The sequence below is a fragment of the Streptomyces sp. NPDC048415 genome (genome assembly GCF_040651675.1).
Taxonomy (GTDB): domain Bacteria; phylum Actinomycetota; class Actinomycetes; order Streptomycetales; family Streptomycetaceae; genus Streptomyces.
Genome location: NZ_JBEZKJ010000032.1, coordinates 41,261 through 60,516 on the forward strand (window position 1 = coordinate 41,261; position 19,256 = coordinate 60,516).

General features: G+C 68.9%; 15 protein-coding genes and 2 pseudogenes. 7 read left to right on the plus strand and 10 right to left on the minus strand.

The window, feature by feature from the left end:
* Positions 1-46 precede the first annotated feature (46 nt).
* Complete coding sequence (locus AB0D27_RS21760; protein WP_362511132.1) at positions 47-1,315, plus strand: MFS transporter; 1,269 nt, start codon at positions 47-49, stop codon at positions 1,313-1,315.
* Between the two features lie 279 nt (positions 1,316-1,594).
* Here the strand turns inward: AB0D27_RS21760 and sbnB are convergent, their stop codons facing one another.
* From sbnB to AB0D27_RS21785, 5 genes are read right to left on the minus strand one after another with little or no spacing between them, the layout of a single operon-like run.
* Positions 1,595-2,611 (minus strand): 2,3-diaminopropionate biosynthesis protein SbnB, encoded by a 1,017-nt coding sequence (gene sbnB, locus AB0D27_RS21765; protein ID WP_362511135.1) that lies wholly within the window; start codon positions 2,609-2,611, stop codon positions 1,595-1,597.
* The gene (sbnA, locus tag AB0D27_RS21770; protein ID WP_362511138.1) at positions 2,593-3,609 is read right to left on the minus strand and encodes a 2,3-diaminopropionate biosynthesis protein SbnA; all 1,017 of its coding nucleotides are present in this window, start codon (positions 3,607-3,609) and stop codon (positions 2,593-2,595) included. The genes sbnB and sbnA overlap by 19 nt, the downstream gene beginning before the upstream one ends.
* Positions 3,606-4,586, minus strand: coding sequence for an ornithine carbamoyltransferase (locus AB0D27_RS21775; RefSeq protein ID WP_362511141.1), 981 nt, complete (start codon positions 4,584-4,586; stop codon positions 3,606-3,608). The genes sbnA and AB0D27_RS21775 overlap by 4 nt, the downstream gene beginning before the upstream one ends.
* A 23-nt stretch (positions 4,587-4,609) precedes the next feature.
* A complete protein-coding gene (locus AB0D27_RS21780) occupies positions 4,610-5,089 on the minus strand; it encodes a diiron oxygenase (protein ID WP_362511225.1) in 480 nt (159 codons plus the stop codon).
* A 25-nt stretch (positions 5,090-5,114) separates the two neighbouring features.
* Positions 5,115-5,723, minus strand: coding sequence for a LysE family translocator (locus tag AB0D27_RS21785; protein WP_362511144.1), 609 nt, complete (start codon positions 5,721-5,723; stop codon positions 5,115-5,117).
* A gap of 450 nt (positions 5,724-6,173) precedes the next feature.
* Between AB0D27_RS21785 and AB0D27_RS21790 the strand changes: the two genes are divergently transcribed.
* Genes AB0D27_RS21790 through AB0D27_RS21800 form a run of 3 tightly spaced genes read left to right on the plus strand, consistent with a single transcriptional unit; the run spans position 6,174 to position 9,459 of the window.
* Positions 6,174-6,977, plus strand: a complete 804-nt coding sequence (locus AB0D27_RS21790) for a formyltransferase family protein (RefSeq protein ID WP_362511147.1) — start codon at positions 6,174-6,176, stop codon at positions 6,975-6,977.
* Positions 6,974-8,293: an aminotransferase class III-fold pyridoxal phosphate-dependent enzyme gene (locus AB0D27_RS21795; RefSeq protein ID WP_362511150.1), complete on the plus strand. Its 1,320-nt coding sequence runs from the start codon at positions 6,974-6,976 to the stop codon at positions 8,291-8,293. Before AB0D27_RS21790 ends, AB0D27_RS21795 begins: the two co-directional genes overlap by 4 nt.
* Positions 8,294-8,298: 5 nt before the next feature.
* Positions 8,299-9,459 carry an HAD-IA family hydrolase gene (locus tag AB0D27_RS21800; protein WP_362511153.1) on the plus strand — a complete coding sequence of 387 codons (1,161 nt, stop codon included), beginning with the start codon at positions 8,299-8,301 and terminating at the stop codon, positions 9,457-9,459.
* A 10-nt stretch (positions 9,460-9,469) separates the two neighbouring features.
* On the opposite strand, the gene AB0D27_RS21805 is transcribed toward AB0D27_RS21800, so the two are convergent.
* The 4 genes and pseudogenes from AB0D27_RS21805 to AB0D27_RS21820 all read right to left on the minus strand — a co-directional run.
* Positions 9,470-10,567 (minus strand): helix-turn-helix transcriptional regulator, encoded by a 1,098-nt coding sequence (locus AB0D27_RS21805; protein ID WP_362511156.1) that lies wholly within the window; start codon positions 10,565-10,567, stop codon positions 9,470-9,472.
* Positions 10,564-13,590 carry an amino acid adenylation domain-containing protein gene (locus AB0D27_RS21810; RefSeq protein ID WP_362511159.1) on the minus strand — a complete coding sequence of 1,009 codons (3,027 nt, stop codon included), beginning with the start codon at positions 13,588-13,590 and terminating at the stop codon, positions 10,564-10,566. The genes AB0D27_RS21805 and AB0D27_RS21810 overlap by 4 nt, the downstream gene beginning before the upstream one ends.
* A complete protein-coding gene (locus tag AB0D27_RS21815; protein WP_362511162.1) occupies positions 13,587-14,384 on the minus strand; it encodes an alpha/beta fold hydrolase in 798 nt (265 codons plus the stop codon). Before AB0D27_RS21815 ends, AB0D27_RS21810 begins: the two co-directional genes overlap by 4 nt.
* A 472-nt stretch (positions 14,385-14,856) precedes the next feature.
* A pseudogene (locus tag AB0D27_RS21820) lies at positions 14,857-15,444 on the minus strand (HAD-IC family P-type ATPase); the annotation flags it as partial.
* Positions 15,445-15,451: 7 nt separating this feature from the next.
* On the opposite strand from AB0D27_RS21820, the pseudogene AB0D27_RS21825 reads away from it, so the two are divergent.
* Positions 15,452-15,661: pseudogene (locus AB0D27_RS21825) on the plus strand (PepSY domain-containing protein); the annotation flags it as partial.
* A gap of 83 nt (positions 15,662-15,744) precedes the next feature.
* Here AB0D27_RS21825 and AB0D27_RS21830 read toward each other — a convergent pair.
* Positions 15,745-16,422, minus strand: a complete 678-nt coding sequence (locus tag AB0D27_RS21830; RefSeq protein ID WP_362511164.1) for a GAP family protein — start codon at positions 16,420-16,422, stop codon at positions 15,745-15,747.
* A gap of 656 nt (positions 16,423-17,078) precedes the next feature.
* Between AB0D27_RS21830 and AB0D27_RS21835 the strand changes: the two genes are divergently transcribed.
* Together AB0D27_RS21835 and AB0D27_RS21840 are read left to right on the plus strand one after the other, a co-directional pair.
* Complete coding sequence (locus AB0D27_RS21835; RefSeq protein WP_362511227.1) at positions 17,079-17,705, plus strand: hypothetical protein; 627 nt, start codon at positions 17,079-17,081, stop codon at positions 17,703-17,705.
* Between the two features lie 236 nt (positions 17,706-17,941).
* On the plus strand, positions 17,942-19,210 hold the full coding sequence (locus AB0D27_RS21840; protein WP_362511167.1) for a Dyp-type peroxidase: 1,269 nt from the start codon (positions 17,942-17,944) through the stop codon (positions 19,208-19,210).
* The last annotated feature ends 46 nt before the right edge of the window (positions 19,211-19,256 follow it).

Consider the following 19,256-nt stretch of genomic DNA (forward strand, 5'->3'; position numbering starts at 1 on the left):
GGCGCAGTTCAAAAGAGAGAAACCACGTGAACAAGGGTGTCGCACCATGAACCAGCTGACCAAGCTCCGCACCGCGCTGAGTGGTCCACAGGATCCCCGCCAGCGGCTGCTCGCGCTGTCGACCGTCGTCAACACCATCGGCATGGGGATATTCCTGTCCACAGGGACGATCTTCCTCATCAGGTCCGCCGGGTTGAGTCCGACGAACGCAGGTATCGGCCTCACGGTGGGGTCGCTGATCGGCTTCGGCTCCGGAGTGCTGATCGGTGACCAGGCGGACCGACGCGGCGCGCGGGAGGTGGTCATCGGATCCATGCTGCTGGAGGCTGTGGCGAGCGTCGGCCTCCTGTTCGTGCACAGCCTGTGGCCGCTGGTGGTCGTGGCCGCCGCCGCTGCCGTCGGCCGCTCGGGAACAGGCAGCGCGCGCGGCGCGATGATCGGCGCGCTGGCCGAGGAGGGCAAGGGCGCGCAACTGCGTACGTACCTGCGTGCCGTGACCAACGTCGGGCTCGCCATCGGGACCATCGGAGCCGCGGTCGTCCTGGCCGTCGACACCCGACCGGCGTACGTGGGCATGATCCTCACCGACACGATCACTTTCCTGATCGGCGCCGGCATCCTGGCGCGGCTCCCGCACATCCCTCCGACTCGCTCCGCCGGAAAGGACAGCGCCGAGCGCAAGAAGGAGCGCCGGTGGGTGGCGCTGCGCGACCTGCCCTACCTCGCGCTGACCGCCGCTTCGTCGGTCGCGAGCCTGCAGTATTTCGTCCTGGTCACGGGCCTTCCCGTGTGGATCGTCCTGCACACGGCGGTGCCGCGATGGGTAGCGGCCGTCGTCCTGTTCTTCGAAGCGGCCATCGTCGCGGCGACTCAGGTCCCCGCGACGCGCTCCATCGACGGGCCGCGCTCCGCGGCGCGGCTGCTCGCGCTGTCCGGCCCGCTGTTCCTGGTGTCCTGGATCCTCATCGCCATGGCGTCCGGGCCCGCCGCGTGGCTTGCGATCACGCTGCTGCTCGTAGGCGTCGTCGTGCACTCGCTGGCCGAAGTCTGGCAGGCGGGTGGCGCGTTCGAGCTTTCCTTCGCCCTGGCTCGACCGGAGGCCCATGGCCAGTACCAGGGCGTGTTCGGTCTCGGATACGGCTTGACCGAGGCGGTGGCGCCCATCGTCGTCATCGCGATGTGCGTCAACTGGGGCAAGCCCGGCTGGATCATCCTCGGGGTGATCGTCGCGGCAGCGGGGTTCGTGTGCGCGCTGGTCGAGCGGATCTGGGCTCGTTCACAGGCTGCGGTCGAAGCCGTGCCGGCTGACGCGTGAGCGGGTGTCCCGTCCGGCGCCGATGGGGCGCCGGCGGGCGCGGCGGCCGTACCGCCTCCGAGTGAGGCACCGTCGCCGGACGCGTGGCGACTTGGACGTCGTGGATCGGCGTCGTTCGGTCTCCAGGCCGTGCAGCCCCGCCGGCGGCCGGGTGACTGCCCGGGCAGTACGTCAGCCGCTGTTCGGCGGATCATCAGGATCGCGGACAGCAGCGGGCTGAAGTGCGGCCCGGGCTCCCGTTGCCGGGCTCCCGGGCCCCGGGATCGTGGACTGCGGGGTTCACTTCTTCTGCCAGCGCTCGGTCTCCGCGAAGAACCCGTCGATCGGGGTCGTACGCCCCGACTCCACCGCGCGCCGGTAGATGAAGGAGCCGACGGCCAGATCGAGGATGCCCAGCCCGAAGGGGGAGAAGATCCGCGGCTTGCTGTCGTCGAACTCCAGCTTGCCGAGCACGGCCTGGGCCAGCGTCCCGTCGATGAAGTCGCGGTGACCGCAGGCCTGTTCAGCCAGGTGTGGGGAGGTCTGGGCGGTCAGGCAGTGGTCGATGTCGTCGACCACGTTGTGCGACGCCAGGACGATCTCGGGGGCGATGTCGCGCAGCGAGATGTTCAGCACCGTCTGATGGGCGGAGAAGACGTCGAGGCCGCTGATGTACGGGGTGGCAGCCGTCGTCGCCAGCACGACCACGTCCGCGCCGCGCACCGCGGACTCCAGGCTGTCCGCCGTGGTCGCCGCGACCCCCAGCGTCTCGCGGGAGTACGACACCAGCTCATCCGCGTAGCCGGACACCTGGTCGTACACCGCGAACTCGCCGATCTCCCACTGCCCGGCGGTGAAGAACTCCAGGATGTTGCGCGCGATCACACCGGCGCCCACGACGGCGATCCGGTGCGCGCGGGTGGACCCGTGCAGGGTCGAGGCGCCCAGGACGCAGGAGGCCGCCGTGCGGGCGGCGCTGATCTGGGACGCCTCCAGGCAGGCGAACGGATACCCGGTGGCGTAGTCGTTCAGCAGGAGCACGGCGGAGGCCCGGGGAACGTTGCGTGCGACGTTGTCCGGGAAGCTCGCGATCCACTTGATGCCAGCCACGTCGTGATCGCCCCCGAGGTACGCGGGCAGCGCGATGATCCGTGCCGAGGGCTTCTCGGGGAACCGCAGGAAGTAGCTGTTGGGGTTGATCGACTGCCCCGACTCGTGGGCCAGGTACGCCTCTTTCACGACGTCGAGGATGTCCTGCCGTGACTCGGAGATGACCTCGCGAGCCGCCCTTCCGCTGACTACATCAAACGCGAACAAGGTGTCTCCTTCTCGGGGCTCTGCCGGCGTGTCAGCGCGTCGACAGGATGAGTGGGGTCGATGCCGAAACGAGCGGCGGCCCAGTCGTCGTCGTACACGGTGTCGAGATAGCGCTCGCCCATGTCCGGTGCGATGGCCACCACCCGGGAGCCGGGGGGGATCTCGGGCGCGGCCCGGTACACCGCCGTGAACACCGAGCCGGTCGAGCCGCCGGCCAGCAGACCGTGCCTCCGGGCGAGCATCCGGCAGGTGCGCACCGCCTCGGTCTCCTCGATCAGCATGACCTCGTCGACCAGGTCGGGGCGGCAGATCTCAGGTGGGCGGCTGGTGCCCAGACCGGGAATGTGCCGGGGGCCCGCAGGGGTGCCGAAGGTGACCGAGCCGAGCGTGTCGACGGCGATGATCCTGGTATGCGGCGAGACCTCACGGAAGTACGTGGCACAGCCGGTCAGGGTGCCGGTCGTGCCCGCGCCCACGAACAGGAAGTCCACGTTCTCTATCTCGGCGAGAATGGATGCGGCTGTACGGGTTTCGTGGACCCTCGGGTTGGCGGGGTTGGCGTACTGATTCGGCCACACCAGCAGGGGATCGTCCGCCAGCATGCGCTCGATGTGGGCGATGCGCATGCCCAGGAAGCCCCCGTTCGCGTCCCGCTGGTCCACCACCGCGACGGACGCGCCAAGGGCACGCATCAACGCCACGTTGTGCGGTGCGGCGTTGACGTCGGTCACGCAGCTGAAGGCGTAGCCCTTCGCGGCGCAGACCATGGCCAGGGCGACGCCCAGGTTCCCCGACGAGGACTCGACGACGCGTCCGCCCGGAGTCAGCAGCCCGCGCCGCTCGGCGTCCTCGATCAGCCCGACTGCCGTCTTGAGCTTCACGGAGCCGGCCGGATTCAGTCCCTCGATCTTGAGATACAGCTCGCTCCCCGGGAGGACGTCGCCAAACCTCAGGAAGACGTCGTCGGTGACAAGGTCGCAAACGGAATCCTTGATCACTGGCTTGCCTGGCGCGGCTGTACCAGAGCCTCCAGAACCGCCATGGCGCTGGTGAGCTTCATCTCCGCCTGGGTCCAGGCGAGCGACCGGTCGCCCTCCAGCACCTCTGAGGAGATCTCGTCACCGCGATGGGCCGGCAGGTCGTGCATGAGCACGGCATCCGGCCAGCGGCTCATGAATGCCGCGTCGATGTGCAAGTAGCGGAATTCCTCGCGCCAGTTCGCGTTGGGCTTCGACGTCCCGGTGGTCTGCCAGCGGGTCGTGTACACGACGTCGACGGCGTCGGGGGCCTCGTCGAGCGCGTGGACCTGCCGTATCGAGGAGCCGCGTTCGGCGGCCCGGACGCGGGCGCGGGCCACTTCGGCCTCGGGCACGCCGTAGCCGGGCGGGGTGAGCAGGGTCAGCTCGATCCCGGTGCAGTGGGCCAGGCCGTGCGCCAGCGCCACGGCGCTGTTGTTGCCCTCACCGACATACAGCACCTTGATGCCGTCCAGGGCGCCGAAGTGCAGGCTCATGGTCGCGAGGTCGCAGATTCCCTGGGTGGGGTGCTCCTCCAGGCCCATGGCGTTCACCACGGGGAGGCCGCCGACCCGGGAGAGGGTCTTCAACTGGGCCACGGGCCCCGCGGTGCGCGCGACCAGAATGTCGAGCATACGACCGAAGACGCGGCCGGTGTCCTCCACGGACTCGCCCGTCTCCAGCTGGAGGTCGTGCGGGCCGTAGCTGATGACCTGGCCGCCGAGGCGCAGCGCGGCGGTGGTGAAGGCCGTACGGGTGCGGGTGGACGTCTTGGTGAACAGGATGCCCGCGATCTTCCCCCGCAACGGCTCGTCGTGATCCGTCCGGTCGGCGAAGAACGCACGGGACCGGCACACCAGTTGGTCGAGGTCCTTGTCCTCGAGGTCGGCCAGGGAGAAGATCCCCAGCTCCGAACCGTGCTCAGGCAGTCCCAGCAGGGATCGGCCTGTTGCAGCCATCTCACATCTCCTCATAGACGTCGTCAGAGCAACCCGCGGACGTGAAGGCGTCCCGAGCCCCGGCCACGTTCAGTACTCCGACAGATTCGAACAAGTGAAAGGTGTGCCGTGCGGAAGCCCGGACGCCGCCCCGCAGTCGCTCGGGGCGTAGCAGTCGGCGACGATCTCGCGCACGGCCGCGTCGTCCAGCCCTCAGCGCCGAGCGAGCCGCGCACCGGCACCAGGTCGGGCGTGAGGCTGCGGCTCACCAGCTCCGGCAGGCAGCGCGCGGCACGTACGCGCAGCGCCGGCGTGCCCTGGCAGAGCTCCTTGAAGAACGCGGCGAAGTACGCGTGGTGGCGCCCTTCGTCCTCGGCGTGGTCACGGACGATCTCGCGGACGGTGCCGACCACGGAGGGGTCCTTCGGTATGTCCTTGAGGATCGAGGTGACCAGCGTCTCGAAGACGACCACCTGGAGCAGCTGGACGAGGACGGGCTCGCCGGGCAGGACCTCGGCACCGATCGCCTCGAGGCGGCCTCGGGCCGTGTCAAGTGCCTGCCACCGCGGACACCATCAGCCACAGTCCGACAGCGCACAAAGCGGTCCCCGCGCACCTCTCCAGGACCTTTCGCCATCTCTCCTCGCGGAAGATGTGGCCCATGCGCGCCGCGAGAACGCCATAGGCGAGCAGCGACAGGAAACTCAGGGCAATGTGAATCGACGCCAGCAGCGCGGCGGCTCCGAGCGTCGACCCGTGGGAGGGCAGGAACTGAGGGAGCAGGGACGTGTAGAAAACGCCGACTTTGGGGTTTCCCAGGTTCGTCAGCGCGCCCTGCCGCCAGTCCCGGCCGGCGGGCAGCTCGGGCTCCGCCACCCGGGACCCGGCGATGATCGCCTGCGCCCCGAGCAGGACGAGATAGACGGCGCCGGCCACTCTGAGCACGGCGAAGAGCGTCGGAGAGGCGGCGACGGCGGCCGCGAGTCCCGCCGAGGACAGCAGGGCCCACGCTGCCAGCCCCGTACAGACGCCGGTCGTGGTCCGGACAGCACTCCCGGAGCCGCCGCTCAGGGTGTTGCGCACCACGACGAGCGTGTCGGCTCCGGGGACGACCACCACCAGGCAGGCCAGCGCCGTATAGCCCGCGATGTCAGTCAACGTGCCGCTTCTCAGCCGAGCTTGGGCTGAGCGACGCGAAGGAGGACGATCAGGTCCCAGCGAATGTCGTACTCCGACGTGAAGAGCGCGGAACGGGACCGTTTGAGCGAGCGCGAGGGCATCTGTTTTCTCCCACCGTTACTAACCGACTGAACGCCGCTTGTGGCGGCTTCGCAAGACTCGCTCCCGGCCCTCGCTGAACTCCAGCCTCGCGGACATCATCTCCATGCATTGCATGAACATGAACGCAGTCCGACGCATGGCTGGCGAACGCATGCCGTCCCTCAGCTTCCTGCAGTTCAGCAAACTGGGCCGGACCGTGATGGACCGGCATACCGCCGCACCGCACAGTGGAAGAACGCATATCCGGCTGTCGCACGGCGTCGAAGAATCCGAGAGAAGAGACCGCCCTTGTCCGTACTTCCACCCGCCACCGGTACCCATGTCCCCTTGAGCCGCCGCTCCGTCTTCGGACCGTTGCGCATCGGTGTCCTGGTCTCCGCGACCGGCGCCAACCTCAGCACACTGCTCGGCATGCAGGACGCGCACCCGGAGGAGTTCCAGGTCTGTCTGGTCGCCTCGCACGGGGAGCGGGTCAAGGCCCTGGACGTGGCACGCCGGGCCGGCGTCGAGGCGTGGACCGGCGACTTCGACCGCCACTGTGGCACCGCGTCGGCCGCGGCCGACCCAGAGGCCCGCGCGCGTTACCGGGCCCGGGCCCGGGAGTGGCACGACGGTCTGGACTCACGACTGGCCGAATGGGAGCGGCGCAACGGCGAACTGGACCTGATAGTCCTCGCCTACCACCGCTGGATCGAGGGCCGGCTCCTGGAGCGCTATCAGGGCCGCATGATCAACCAGCACCCGGCCGACCTCTCGGTCCTGTCCGACCAGGACGCACGGGAGTTCATCGGCAGGGACCCCGTACGGCTCGCCATGGCGGCGGGCCGTCCCACCACGCGCACCTCCTGCTTCCTGGTCAACCCGACCCAGGACGGCGGCGCGGTGCTGGCCATGGGACCGGAGGTGCCCGTGGGGGAAAGGCGGCCGACCTCGGAGGACGCCTGGCAGCAGGAGTTGGAGCAGAAGAGCCGCAGCGACCGCCCCTGCCTGCAGTGGACCGTGCGAGCGTTCGCGGCCGGGCGGCTCGCTCTCAGCGACAGCACACACCCTGACGGCAGCCGCGTCGTCCTGGTGGACGGACAGCCGACGCCGTTGGGCGGCCGGCGGATGACCGAGGAAGCATCAGCATGACCGGACCCGAGATCTCAGCCCGCGTTCCCGCCTTCGCCGGGGCGGGCAACCTCGTCTACCGCGAGCCCGAGGTGCCCCGGTTCGTCTCGGGCGAGGGCTGCTGGCTGACCGCCGCCGACGGACGCCGGTACCTGGACGCGGAAGCCGCCAACGGCACCGTCGCCTGGGGCTACGACGCCGAACTGCTGCGCGAGGCGCTGGCGCGCTGCGAGCAGCTGCCGGCTCTGCCCTCCTTCTGCGAGTCCGAACTGCGGCTGAAGGTGCTGTCCCGACTGGAGCGACTCGTCTCGGGCGCCCTCGGCACACCCGGGCGCGTGGAACTGGACCTCGGCGGCGCGCAAGCGATGGAGACAGCGCTGCGCATAGCCTTCGCGGCCAACGGGCCCGGCACGGTCGTCGTCTTCGAAGGGGCCTTCCACGGCCGCTCCGGAGTGACGAGCATGCTCAGTTCGAGCCCCCGCTACCGCGAACTGCTCGCCGCGTGGGGTCTCGAGGTGGTCCGGCTGCCCAGCCCGGACTGCCGGCGGTGTCCGCACTCCCCCGCCAGCGGCTCGTGTACGACCGGCTGCCGCGAGGCCGTCGCCCGCTGGGGATCCGAGCTGACCGGGGTCGGTGGCAACGGCTTCCGGCGCAAGGTCTCGGCGTTCGTCTTCGAGTCCGTACAGAACGTCGGCGGCATGGTGGAGCCCGAGCACGAGTTGCTGCGCTCCGCCGTGGACCACGCTCGGGAGCAGGGCGCGGTGGTCATCGCAGACGAGATCTTCACCGGCATGCACCGGGTCGGACCGCGCTGGGGCTTCCAGCGAGCCGGCATCACTCCGGACGTCGTGGTGACCAGCAAGGGCCTGACCAACGGCGGTGCGGCGCTGAGCATGGTCTGGTCGCGCGAGCCCTTGGGCAGTCCCGACCAGTACCGGCCCGGCAGCCACTCCTCCACGTACATCGGCATCCCGAGCGCGCTGGCCGTCGTGGACACGGTGCTGGACCGCTGGGAGCAGTGGACGACGGTAGACAAGGACATCCTCCAGCTGGAGGAATCGATGCGGGAACGGCTGACCGCCGTCGCGGAGCGTCACCCCGCCCTGGTCCGCGAGGTCGATGCCATGGGCGGCACGGCTCGTATCGTCCTGGGCGGACCGCACGCCGGCCGGCTGCGTCACCTCTTCCGCTCGGCACACCCCAAGGCCGGGGTCCTCGTCGCCACCACCGGCATGGCACCCGACGTCATCAACGTGCATCCGCCTCTGGTCATCCGGGAGAGCGAACTCGACGTGTTCGCCGAGGTCTTCGACACCGCACTGAACGGGCTCACCTAATGGGATTGGAGACGGAACGCAAGTTCTTGGTGCGACGCGGCTGGCGCGAGGCGGTGGTCCGGACACGGGAGATCCGCCAGGGCTATCTGTCCGACGATCCCGACCGGGCCGTGCGGGTGCGGATCACCGACGGGCAGTCCGCGCACTTCACCATCAAGGGCGCCCGCGAGGGCGCGCTCAGGCCCGAGTTCGAGTACCCCGTACCCCTCGACGACGCCGGGGAGATCCTCGCGCGGCTGTGTCCGCAACCGCTCGTGGAGAAGGTACGGCACTACCTCGGCGGGCCGTACTACGGCTGGACCGTGGACGAGTTCTACGGCTCCAACGCGGGCCTCGTCCTCGCCGAACTCGAGGCGGACGACGCCCAGGCCGTCACCGACCTGCCCCCATGGATCGCCGAGGAGGTCACCACGGACCTCCGCTTCGACAACTCCCGTCTGCACGGGAATCCGTATCCCGGCTGGGCGCCGCCCCCGCCTGTCGCGACACTGTCGCGGGACCCCGCCGACGCGGAGCTGGTGATCTTCGACAACGACGGCGTGCTGGTCGACTCGGAGCCGATCGCCAACCGGGTGCTCGCCGCCCTGCTCACCGAATCCGGGTTCCCCACCACCTTCGAAGTCAGCATCCGCCGCTACATGGGCGGCACCCTGGACCGTGTGCGGGCCCTGGTCCGCGCGGAGACGGGACGCGAGATCCCGGCCGACTTCGCGCAGCGCTATCAGGAGCGGCTGAAGGCGGCGTTCGAGCGGGAATTGTGCCCCGTCCCCGGCATACAGGACGTCCTTGCCGCCCTGGGTGAGCGCGGAACCCCGTTCTGCGTCGCGTCGAGTTCACCACGAGACCGTCTCGACCTCGCCCTGACGGTCACCGGGCTCGCCCCCCACTTCGGGCACCGCGTGTATTCGGCGAGCGACGTCCTGCGGGGAAAGCCCGCCCCGGACCTCTTCCTGCACGCCGCCGTGCGCATGGGCGTCGACCCCGCCCACGCCGTGGTGATCGAGGACAGCGTGCCGGGAGTCGACGCCGCGGTGGCCGCCGGCATGACCAGCATCGGCTTCGCCACCCTGACTCCGGCCGACCGTCTGAGCCGGGCGACGTACGTGGTGCGTGACACCTCGGGCCTCGCCGACCGCCTCGGCCTCCCCACCGGGAGGCCGGCCTGAACCCGCCGGGTCAGCCATCGACGTCGGCGTCCCCCTCTTCGTCGTCGGCGTCCAGGACCCCCGAGGCGGCAATCAGCACTCCCAGTTGGCAGCGGCTGCGCGCGCCGAAATCCTCATAGATCTTGGCGATATGGCCACGGCAGGTCCGCACGCTCACCCCCAAGCGGCGGGCGATGGCGTTGTCGGTCTCCCCGTCGGCGAGCAGTTTGATGATGGACATGCGAACGCCGGACAGCAGGGTCTTCACTTCGGGCGCCCGGTTGTGGGCCGAGAACGGTGTCGCGTCGTTCCAGAACCGTTCGAAGACCGAGACGAGGAACTCGACGACGGCCGGCTGATGGATGGCGAGCGCGATCTGACGGTCACTGCGGGCCGGGATGAAGGCGACCTCGCGATCGAAAATGATCAGCCGATCGGTGCACTCGTCGACGCTGCGCACGGCCCCGCCGTGCGTGGAGACCTGCTTGACGTACTGCCGGGTGGCTGAATGGAAGCGGGCGGAGTGCTGGTAGATGGTGCGCATCTGGACACCGCGCTCCAGCATGGCGCGGGTGTGCTCCCAGGACGCGGCCAGGCTCTCGGCCTTGCGGCCGCCACCGGGCTGCACGGTGAGCACTTCCTCCGTGCAGCGCGCGGCCGCGCTCTCCAACTCGGCGTTGATGGCGTCGAGTCCGAGGATCGTGCTGATCTCGTTCCTGTCCTCGGCTTCATGGATGGCCTCGCTGTACGTGACCTGATAGCGCCCCAGGTCGGCGCGGAGCCGTTCCGCCTCGCGTTCGAGGTGTTCGAACTGCTGGTCCAGTGGGGCCATCAGCCGGGAGACCGCGCTACGGGGAGTGGAGACGCCGAAGGCGCTCCCCTCTCCGAGCAGAGGGACCAGCAGCTCGTATCTGCTGAGCCACTCGGCGGCCGCCGCGGTGCGCCCCTCGCTCCAGCCCAGCATGTCCGCTGCCTCGGACAGTTCCAGGTCCTGTACACGGATCATCAGCCGGTAGAGCTCGACTGAATCAACCTCTCCCGTGTTCACACCCTGTTCGGTGCGTTGTGTACGCAGTGTTCCTCCCCCGAAGGACACGGTCGCCATGCTGTCGAGTCGCGCGTTCCTCATACCGAGGAAGCGAAATCGTCCAGCATGGACTCCAATTCCGCGCTGAATCGCGCCACCCGGTCACCGGGCACCCACGGCGGGAACTCGATCCGTCCGGACATTCCGAGATCCCCACGGTCGGTGAGCAGAACGGTCCACGGCCAGCGCGCTCCCAGAGGGCTCACGGGCAGGGACCGCACCGTGCAACCCGGGATGGAAAGCGTGGTGGCCGGATCGCGGTCCCACGCGAGAACCAGTGGCGCGAGGGATCGGGTGTCGCGCCGGCCCAGTTCGGCCATCAGCGCCGGGAAAGGCACTCTCGACAACTCGCGCGCCTCGGCGATCACCTCGCGGGCGCGACGCAGCGCGCCTTCCGGGCCAGGTGTGTCGCGGCCGTCTCCGGGAGCCGGGCCGAAGGGAACGGTCGTGAGGAAGTATCCCGCGGCGTCGGCGTCGGCGGTTTCGTCGCGGTCTGCTGCGGCGACAGCGAACCGCCCGTCGGTCTCGGCGAGTTGACACGCCGGCTCCAGTACGGCAGCCAGGGTGACCGCGAACACCGTCGTGCCGTTGCGCCGCGCGCACTCGCGCACCCGGGACCAGACACCTGGGCCAACCGCCAGTTCCGTGATACTGCACGAGCTCTGTACCGGACCGCTCTCCTGCCCGCCTTGCGGCGGCAGCCAGGCGCTTACCCGGTCGGCCGCAGCGCGCACGGCCAGCTTGCCCTCCGTGGAATCGAGGTAACGCCGCTGTCTATGCGCGTAGTCGGCATGGCCGTGTTCCTCCGGGAGGCGAGGGGCCTTGCCGCTCAGCGCGGCCGCGAGCTCCTCGAGCACGACCCGAGCGCTCCATGCGTCGATCACGAGATGGTGCCAGACGAGCAGCACGCGGACCGAGTCCGGTGTGGTGAGCACGGCGGCGCGGACGAGCGGGGCCTGTGTGACGTCGAAGGCCGGGCGCTGCAGGTCGGCAAGCAACTGCTGCCAGGCATCGTCGAGGCTCTCCCCGGGCACCGTGGACCGCACCTCGACGGAGATCGGTTCGCCGTCGGTCACGAAGAGCGCGCCGGTCTCGTCGATACGTCCGCGGAAGACGGAATGCCGGTTGAGTACGGCTGTCAGCTCCTGCGCCGTCCGGTCGGGGTCCACGGCTCCGGTCAGCTCCAGTGCCACGGACTCGTGGAAGGCGCCGGGAGCAGCGTCGACCAGCTCAGCTGCCCACATCCCGGCCTGGCCCGGAGTCACGGGCGCCGGGTTCCGTCCCGTCTCCTCGTCGTCCGACGCGTCGTCGACGGGCATCGCCGATATCTTCGCCGCCAGGTCGGCCAAGGTCTCCGCTTCGAGAACGTGGACGGCTGAAACGGTTCGGCCGGTGGCCGAGCGCAGCGCGATGGACAGCCGCGCCGCCTGCAGCGAGTCGCCGCCCACCTCGGCGAACCCAAGGTCCAGTGCCGAAGCCGGTGTGTGGGGCAGCACCGCGCGGCAGGCGTCCTCGACGGCGCGCTCGTACTCGTCGCGGGCCGGGCGCGCCGGCGAGTCGTCCGGCTGCGGAAGCGCGGCGCGGTCGAGCTTGCCGTCGCTGGTCATGGGTATCCGTTCCAGCGCGAAGAAGCGCCGGGGTACGGCCTGCGCGGGCAGCTCCTCGGCCAGGCGCGCCCTGATCACGGCCCAGAAGTCGCCGCCGGCTTCGCCGGCACCATCCGAAAGCACCACAAACGCTGTCAGCACCAGCGGTCCGGCGGGACCGGCCGGGCGGGCGAGCACGGCGACGTCCGCTATCTCGTCGAGCCGCCTGAGCGCGACCTCCGTCTCCGCCGGTTCGATGCGGACGCCGTCGATCTTGAGCTGGTCGTCGATCCTGCCGAGGAAGGTCAACTCGCCCGCGGCGTCGGCGGCGACGAGATCGCCGGTCCGGTACATCAGGCCGTCGCCGTCGGCGGCGGGCACGAAACGCTCGGCGGTTCGGCTCGGATCGTGCAGGTAGCCGAGGGCCAGGCCGCGGCCGGCGACGCACAGCTCCCCGGGCTGTCCCGGCTCGACCGGAGCGAGGCGATCGTCGAGCACAAAGCCGCGGTTGCCTTCGATCACCGATCCGATCGGGGTCCGCTGCTGCGGTTCGGCGCATCGGTCGGGAACCGTGTACAGGGTGGCGCACACCGTGGTCTCGGTCGGCCCGTACCCGTTGATGACGACCACCTCGGGCATCAACGACCCCAGATCGACCAGGAGTCCGATGGGAATCGGCTCAACGCCGGTCAGCAGCCGCCGGAGCCGGGGGGCGGAACCGCCGTTCATGACCCGGTCGCGCAGCGAGGGGAGGAACTGAGGAGGCAGGTACGCCGAGTCGACGTGCTGCTCGGCCAAGTAGTCGAGCGTGGCGTCGATGTCACGGCGGTGCGAGTCCGGCACAGGCACCACGGCCCCACCGTTCGACAACGCACTCCACATCTCGTACACGGAGACATCGAACCCGGGCGACGTCCACCAACTGTGCCGCGCTCCTGGGCTCAGCGGCGCGCGGCTCTGGAACGCGGCGAGCAGGTTGTGAACGCCGCGCGCCGGGACAACGACGCCCTTGGGCCTGCCGGTGGAACCGGAGGTGTAGATGACGTAGGCGGGATCGTCGTCTTCCGTGGAGGGATCGTGCCGCTCCGGGCCCGGTGATCCGGGTGCGGCCGACGTCTCCAGCAGACACAGGGCCGCACGCAGGTCATCGTCGTGGGCCCGAAGAACGACCGAGGGCCGGGCGTCCTCCAGGATCTGCTCACGCCGCTTCGCGGGGCCCGACACATCGACCGGGAGATACGCCGCGCCGACCGCCACTGCGGCCAGCACACTGACGACGAAGCCCGAGCCGACGGGCATCTCAACTGCGACGAGATCACCCGCACCGACCTTCCGCATGCGCAGACGGTCCGCCAACGTGGCTGCGGCGTCGGCCAGTTGCCGGTAGTCGAGGGCCCCCTCCGGGCCAACGTAAGCCTCGCGGTCGGGGTGGGCACCGGCGACCCGGAGGAACATCCGCCACAAGTTGCCATGTGTCACAGTGGGACCTCCTCGCGCGATGGTGCAGAGCACGTCTGCGCCACCAACTTGGCCGTCTGTTCGGGTTGTTCCAGCCAGAAAAAGTGACCGGCCGACAGCACCGTGAAGTGGGCGCCGGGGATCGCGGAGGCCAGCTTCTCACCCGACTCGACAGGAACGAGACGATCGGTGTCGCCGTGTACGACGTGCGTCGGCACATTGATTCGGTGCAGTCGCTCAGCGGTGCTGTGAAGGGCGACTGCACCAATCTGCAATGCGGTCGTCCGCGGGTCCACCGGCAGTGTCAGAGTGGCATCGCGGTACTCATCCCAGGCGCCCCGGCGCACCCGCTCCGGGTCCTTCACCCCGACGCGAAAGATGTTGCGCAGCGTCGCCGGCTTGTCGCCGTGGACGATGGCCGAAGCCAGTACATCCGAGGCAAGGGCCGGTGAACCGGCCCCGCCGGTGTGGGTGCAGCCGAGCAGCAGACTCTCCACCCGGTTCGGATGACGCAGAGCCAACTCCTGAGCGACAACGCCCCCCATCGACACCCCCATGACGTGCGCACGCGGCCAACCGAGCTCGTCGAGCAGGCCAACGGCATCGTCGGCGAGATCAGCCACGGTGAAGGACTCGCACGCCAACGCCGAGTGTCCAACACCGCGATGGTCGTAGGCCACCACGTCGAACGAAGCGGCGAGCAGCGACATCAGTCGCTCTCCCCAATGGAGATGCGTTGCCGCTGTCCCCTGCACGAGCAGCAACGGCAGTCCTGCTCCGCGACGGATGTGGTTAAACGATCTTTCCGTAGGCACGGAGCGTGAGCATAGCGAGGAAAGTACGAAAACTGACGCTCCCTCCGGGAGGACTTACCTGCGCGCCCTCGCTCTCGCAACAGGATTAATCGGGCATCTCCTCACGATTAATCGGGCGAAATGATCAGAGAACCGACACCACTGTGCGTGGTGTCGGTTAGCCCACATGAGATGGGGGTAGCGAACTGCCGCCCTGCGGCGCTATGTCGCCCCTTACAGAGGCCAACGTGGCGGTCAGCATTCCTTCCGCGTGTGACGGTGGGTTATGGCTGCTGGTTCAGCCGACGGGGCGATAGGGGCATCCAGCCTTCCCCCTTCGTGACGGTTCGCCGGTGCCTCGGCGGCACGTTTCGGTCCCTTGGGGTGACTGCGGGCAGGGCTGCGGGCCGATTGCCGCCGGATGCCGGGTTTCACCCGGGATTGATCAAGCTCGTAGCACGGGTAGCGCTGCTGGTCGGCCCGGGTTGAGGCGGAACGCCCACACGAGCTTGGTGCGGATGGTGCCCAGCGCGCCGGGCAAGACGGACAGCGTCAGCCAGGGCCTCGATGTCACCGCGCACCGGCGTCACCTCGGACGCTCCGATGGCCACGTCGGTGTCGCTGCCCATGGCGATGCCCAGGTCGGCACCGGCGAGCGCGGCGGCGTCGTTCACGCCGTCGCCGATGACCGCGACCCGACAGCCCTGTTCCTGCAAGTCCCGTACCAGGTCGGCCTTGTCCTCGGGCGTGCAGCGGGGGTGCGCCTCATCGATGCCCATGGCCGACGCCGCTGCCTGCGCCGGTGCTTCCCGATCCCCCGTGGCGAGCACCGGCCGCACACCGAGGCGCCGCAGCCGGTCCAGGGCACGGTAGCTGTCGGGCCGTACGACGTCCCCGACCTCGATCAGGGCCGCGGGCAACGCGTCGTCCGGCGCGAGGACTTCGACCAGTCGTCCATCGACCCGGCCGCGTACGCCCCGCTCGGGTACAGCGCTGAAGTCCTTCACCTCAGGCAACGGCTCCTCCGGCACGGTTCGTTGGGCGTACGCGTGATCGCCCGGTTCAGCGGGTGCTCCGACCCCCGCAACGCCCACGAGCTGACCGTCCCGGTCGGCAACCACAAGCTGCCCACCTCCGAACAGGTGGCCGCCGCCCGCAAGACCCACCCTGAAGGCACCATCTCGGCCATCCGGCCGTCTCCGAAGCCGGATGCGACCACACGCGTGCTGCTGTCCGGCGTGAACGGCGTAGACGCCGACCACACGCTCGCCGTGTTCGTGGACTCCTACACCGGCAAAGCCGCTCCGTCGACCTTCTCTGTTGCACGTTCTCTGTTGCACGTTCTGTGATCGGACCACACCGCCACGCGTGGGTAAGCCCGTCAGGAGGTGAGGATGCCGATGCCGTCGCCGAGCAGTTTCAACCCGAGAACGAAGAACAGGACCGCCATCACGGCGACATTGTGCTGGGCCGCCCAGTCTTTCCAATTGCCGAGCGTGGTCTTGGCTCGCTCTCCCCCGAGCAGGAAGACTCCCAGCGGGGCCAGCAGGCCGAGGGTGGCGATGAGGACGAAGATTGCCAGGGATGCGATCTGCTGCCCGATCGGCAGTCCGGCTGAGCCGATCGCGGCGCCCGCGGCGATGGTCAGCGGGGCGTTCTTGGCGTTGAGCGCGGCCAGGGCCAGTCCGAGTCCGAAGACCTTGACCGGCGTGAGGCGGTCGATGGCACCCATCCACTTCGGCAGCTGGGCTTGCGACGGATCCTTCGGGCGCCGGTGCCACTGTCGGGCGCCGAAGAAGACCAGGAGCACACCCAGAGCGAGCTTGAGAGCTCCCACCCAGGTGGCGGGGTGATTGTGGGCCGAGGCACCTGCGGGGGAAGCGATCGCCAGCATCACCGCGCCCAGCGCCGAAAGTCCCAGGATCCAGCCGACTGCGAACAGCAGTCCATTGAGGCGTCCCCGAGGCGTGGCGAGGATGAGGATGATGGCGATGATCGGGAGCGGGCTGATTGCGACGCCGGCCGCAAGACCCAGCACGTCACCGAGAACTTTGCCCATGGTTACCTCCGGGTAGGTGGATCAGGGCGGCGATCGAGTCGAGGAAGGCTTCGCGAGAGTGGGTGACCCGACCCGCCCGGGCGGGCAGCCGCGGGCCTGTCGTGCACGTGCCCCTGGCTTGCAGAAAGGCCCCAGTGCGGTCGTCGCCGTCCCGGAGGCTGCGCTTGTGAACGGCGAACTCCCCAGCGGACAGCAGCCATCCGTACTTTCCGGACTGCTGAGCGCCTTCATCAATCAAACCCGCTCATGGTGTGGCGGGTACGGCGCCTGGGCCCAGGGGCGGGCTGTTGCGTACGGCGCCTGGGCCCAGGGACGGGCTGTTACGCGGCGGCCACACAGCTGGCTTCTCGGGGTCACGCGGAAGCGGCTGCCCGGGAACGTGGAACGTGGAGACGGCGTACTCGGTGCACCCCGTTCAAATCCTCCTGCGCTGTTCAATCCTCCTGCGCTTTTGCGGATCTGTCCTCAGGAGCCCGTCAGCACGCGAGGATCTAGCCCTGACCTTCTGCTGCCTTCACGAAATTGGACAAGAAACTGGACAAGCCAGTCGGCACCCGAGGCTGCTTTCCACACCCCCAGGGCCGAAGTTGCGAGGCGGTGCATGTGCGCCCACGGTTGAGGAGTGGGGGCGATGGCGCCTCACATTCGAGCGCTTGGTGACCCGCACCGATCCGTGGCAGGAGAATCCCACGATGACTGCGACGACAGGTTCAAACCAGTCAGCTCAGCCCGATCGCCCGGGCATGACGGATGGGGTGTGTAGCGAGTTCACCGTCTTTACCAAGATCAAGCCGGGTCATGCCGATGCCATGCGTGAGGATCTTGCCACGCTCGCCAGTGGGTCGGCTGACGTGAAGGCCCGTGCGGCGCTGCACCAGATCGGCACCCTGCACGACGCACGCCATGTGCTGTTCGACAACGACACCCGGCACATGTTCGCCAGCGTCTTTGACGGCTCCTGGGACACCTATATCGACGACTTCGGCAAGACGGCAATCGGGGACCGCTTCGACAAGGTCTTCTCGCACACCGAGGGGTTCCCTGGCATCAGCGATCCAGGGGTAAAGGATTGGTTTGTTTCCCAGCAGGGGCCCGCGGGGGTCTTCGTCAGCTCGTATCCCGATCTGACGGTTCAGCAGATCTGGAAGGACCAGCGTGTGAACGAGGCGTTCCAGGATGTGCTGGACACGCCTGAGTTCCGGGCGGCGCTGGAGAACCCGGCCAACGCGGAGTTGGTGGCCACGCCGGCCTTCCAAAAGCTGTTGGAGGAAGCCTCGGCCTAGGCCTACCGGAAGCTGCTGGAGGAAGCCTCGGCCGGGAACCCGGGCACAGCTGACCCTCAGAGCCGACCCACCATCGGTGGACCGCGTCGGCGGGCCGCACCAGTCGCTGCGGGGCTGCCCAGTCAGAGACCGATGTGGAGGCACGAGCGATCATGAACGCGGCGGACAGCAGCAGCCCAGTCGGCGGGGGCGTCGATATCGATGACATCCAAAGCGGAGCATTGCGTCCGCGGCCGGTGCCCTACGAAGGAAAGTACATCCTCCTGCGCGTCGACGACCGCCATGCCGGGCGCGCCCTGCTGCGGCGACTGCTCCCGCTGACTTCCGGCGGTCTGCCCAGCGTGGACCTGAGCCAGGATGCCTGGGTGGCTGTGGCGTTCACCTACCAGGGCCTGAGGGCCCTGGGGGTGCCCCAGGAGTCGCTGGACAGCTTTCCGCGGGCGTTTCGTGAGGGCATGGCAGCTCGGGCTGAGCTGATCGGTGACGTCGGTGAGAGTGCCCCGGACCACTGGGAGGCACCGTTCGGAACGGGCGATGTCCATATCGCGTTGAGCGCCCTGTCTTCCAACGCGGCGCAGCTGGACAAGGAGTTGGAGCGGACCCGTGTCGCGTACGAGGACACGCCCGGTGTCCAGGTGGTCTGGCAGCAGGACGTTCACCAGCTCCCGACCGGGCGCACCACCCTTGGCTTCCGCGACGGCATCAGTCACCCGAACATCGAGGGCGTCGGCCTGCCCGGCTCCAACCCGCAGGAAGTGCCCATCAAGGCCGGCGAGTTCATCCTCGGCTATCCCGACGAAACCGGCAATCCGCCGGCCATGCCCAGCCCCGATGTGCTGGGACGTAACGGTACCTACGCAGCCGTGCGCAAGATCCATACCAATGTGGCGGCCTGGCGCCGGTACCTCAGCGCGAACACCTCCAGCGCCCAGGAAGAGGCGCTCCTGGCGGCGAAGATGATCGGGCGCTGGCCCAGCGGAGCACCGCTGACGCTGACGCCGGAACACGATGACCCGGAGCTGGCGGCAGATCCGCACCGCATCAACAACTTCCTGTACCGGGAGAACGACGATCGTGGCTTCCGGTGCCCCGCCGGTGCGCACATCCGACGCAACAACCCCCGCGATTCCACCATCATCGGCGACGCACGGATGCACCGCCTCATCCGCCGCGGCACCACCTACGGCCCGCCGCTGCCCGAGGGGGTGCTGGAAGACGACGGCGTCGACCGGGGCCTCGTCGGAGTCTTCCTCGGAGCCCACCTTGAACGGCAGTTCGAGTTCATCAAGGCCGAGTGGGTCAACGACGGCAACTTCATCGGCTACCCCGGCGAGAAGGACCCGGTAGCCGGACATCACGACGGAACCGGCAGCGCCACCATCCCGGAGAAGCCGCTTCGGCGCCGACTGCAGAACCTGCCCAGCTTCGTGGTCACCCGCGGCGGCGAGTACTGCTTCCTGCCGGGTCTGCGCGCCCTGCACTGGCTCGCCGAACTGGAGGACTGAGAGCAATTCCTGCCCCCTGAGGCCGCACCACGCTCTCCAAGGAGAG

Excerpts from the sequence above, each read along its gene's own strand:
- AB0D27_RS21775 (WP_362511141.1), bottom strand. The coding sequence starts at position 4,586 with ATGGCTGCAACAGGCCGATCCCTGCTGGGACTGCCTGAGCACGGTTCG.
- AB0D27_RS21795 (WP_362511150.1), top strand. The coding sequence starts at position 6,974 with ATGACCGGACCCGAGATCTCAGCCCGCGTTCCCGCCTTCGCCGGGGCG.
- AB0D27_RS21805 (WP_362511156.1), bottom strand. The coding sequence starts at position 10,567 with ATGAGGAACGCGCGACTCGACAGCATGGCGACCGTGTCCTTCGGGGGA.
- AB0D27_RS21830 (WP_362511164.1), bottom strand. The coding sequence starts at position 16,422 with ATGGGCAAAGTTCTCGGTGACGTGCTGGGTCTTGCGGCCGGCGTCGCA.
- AB0D27_RS21760 (WP_362511132.1), top strand. The coding sequence starts at position 47 with ATGAACCAGCTGACCAAGCTCCGCACCGCGCTGAGTGGTCCACAGGAT.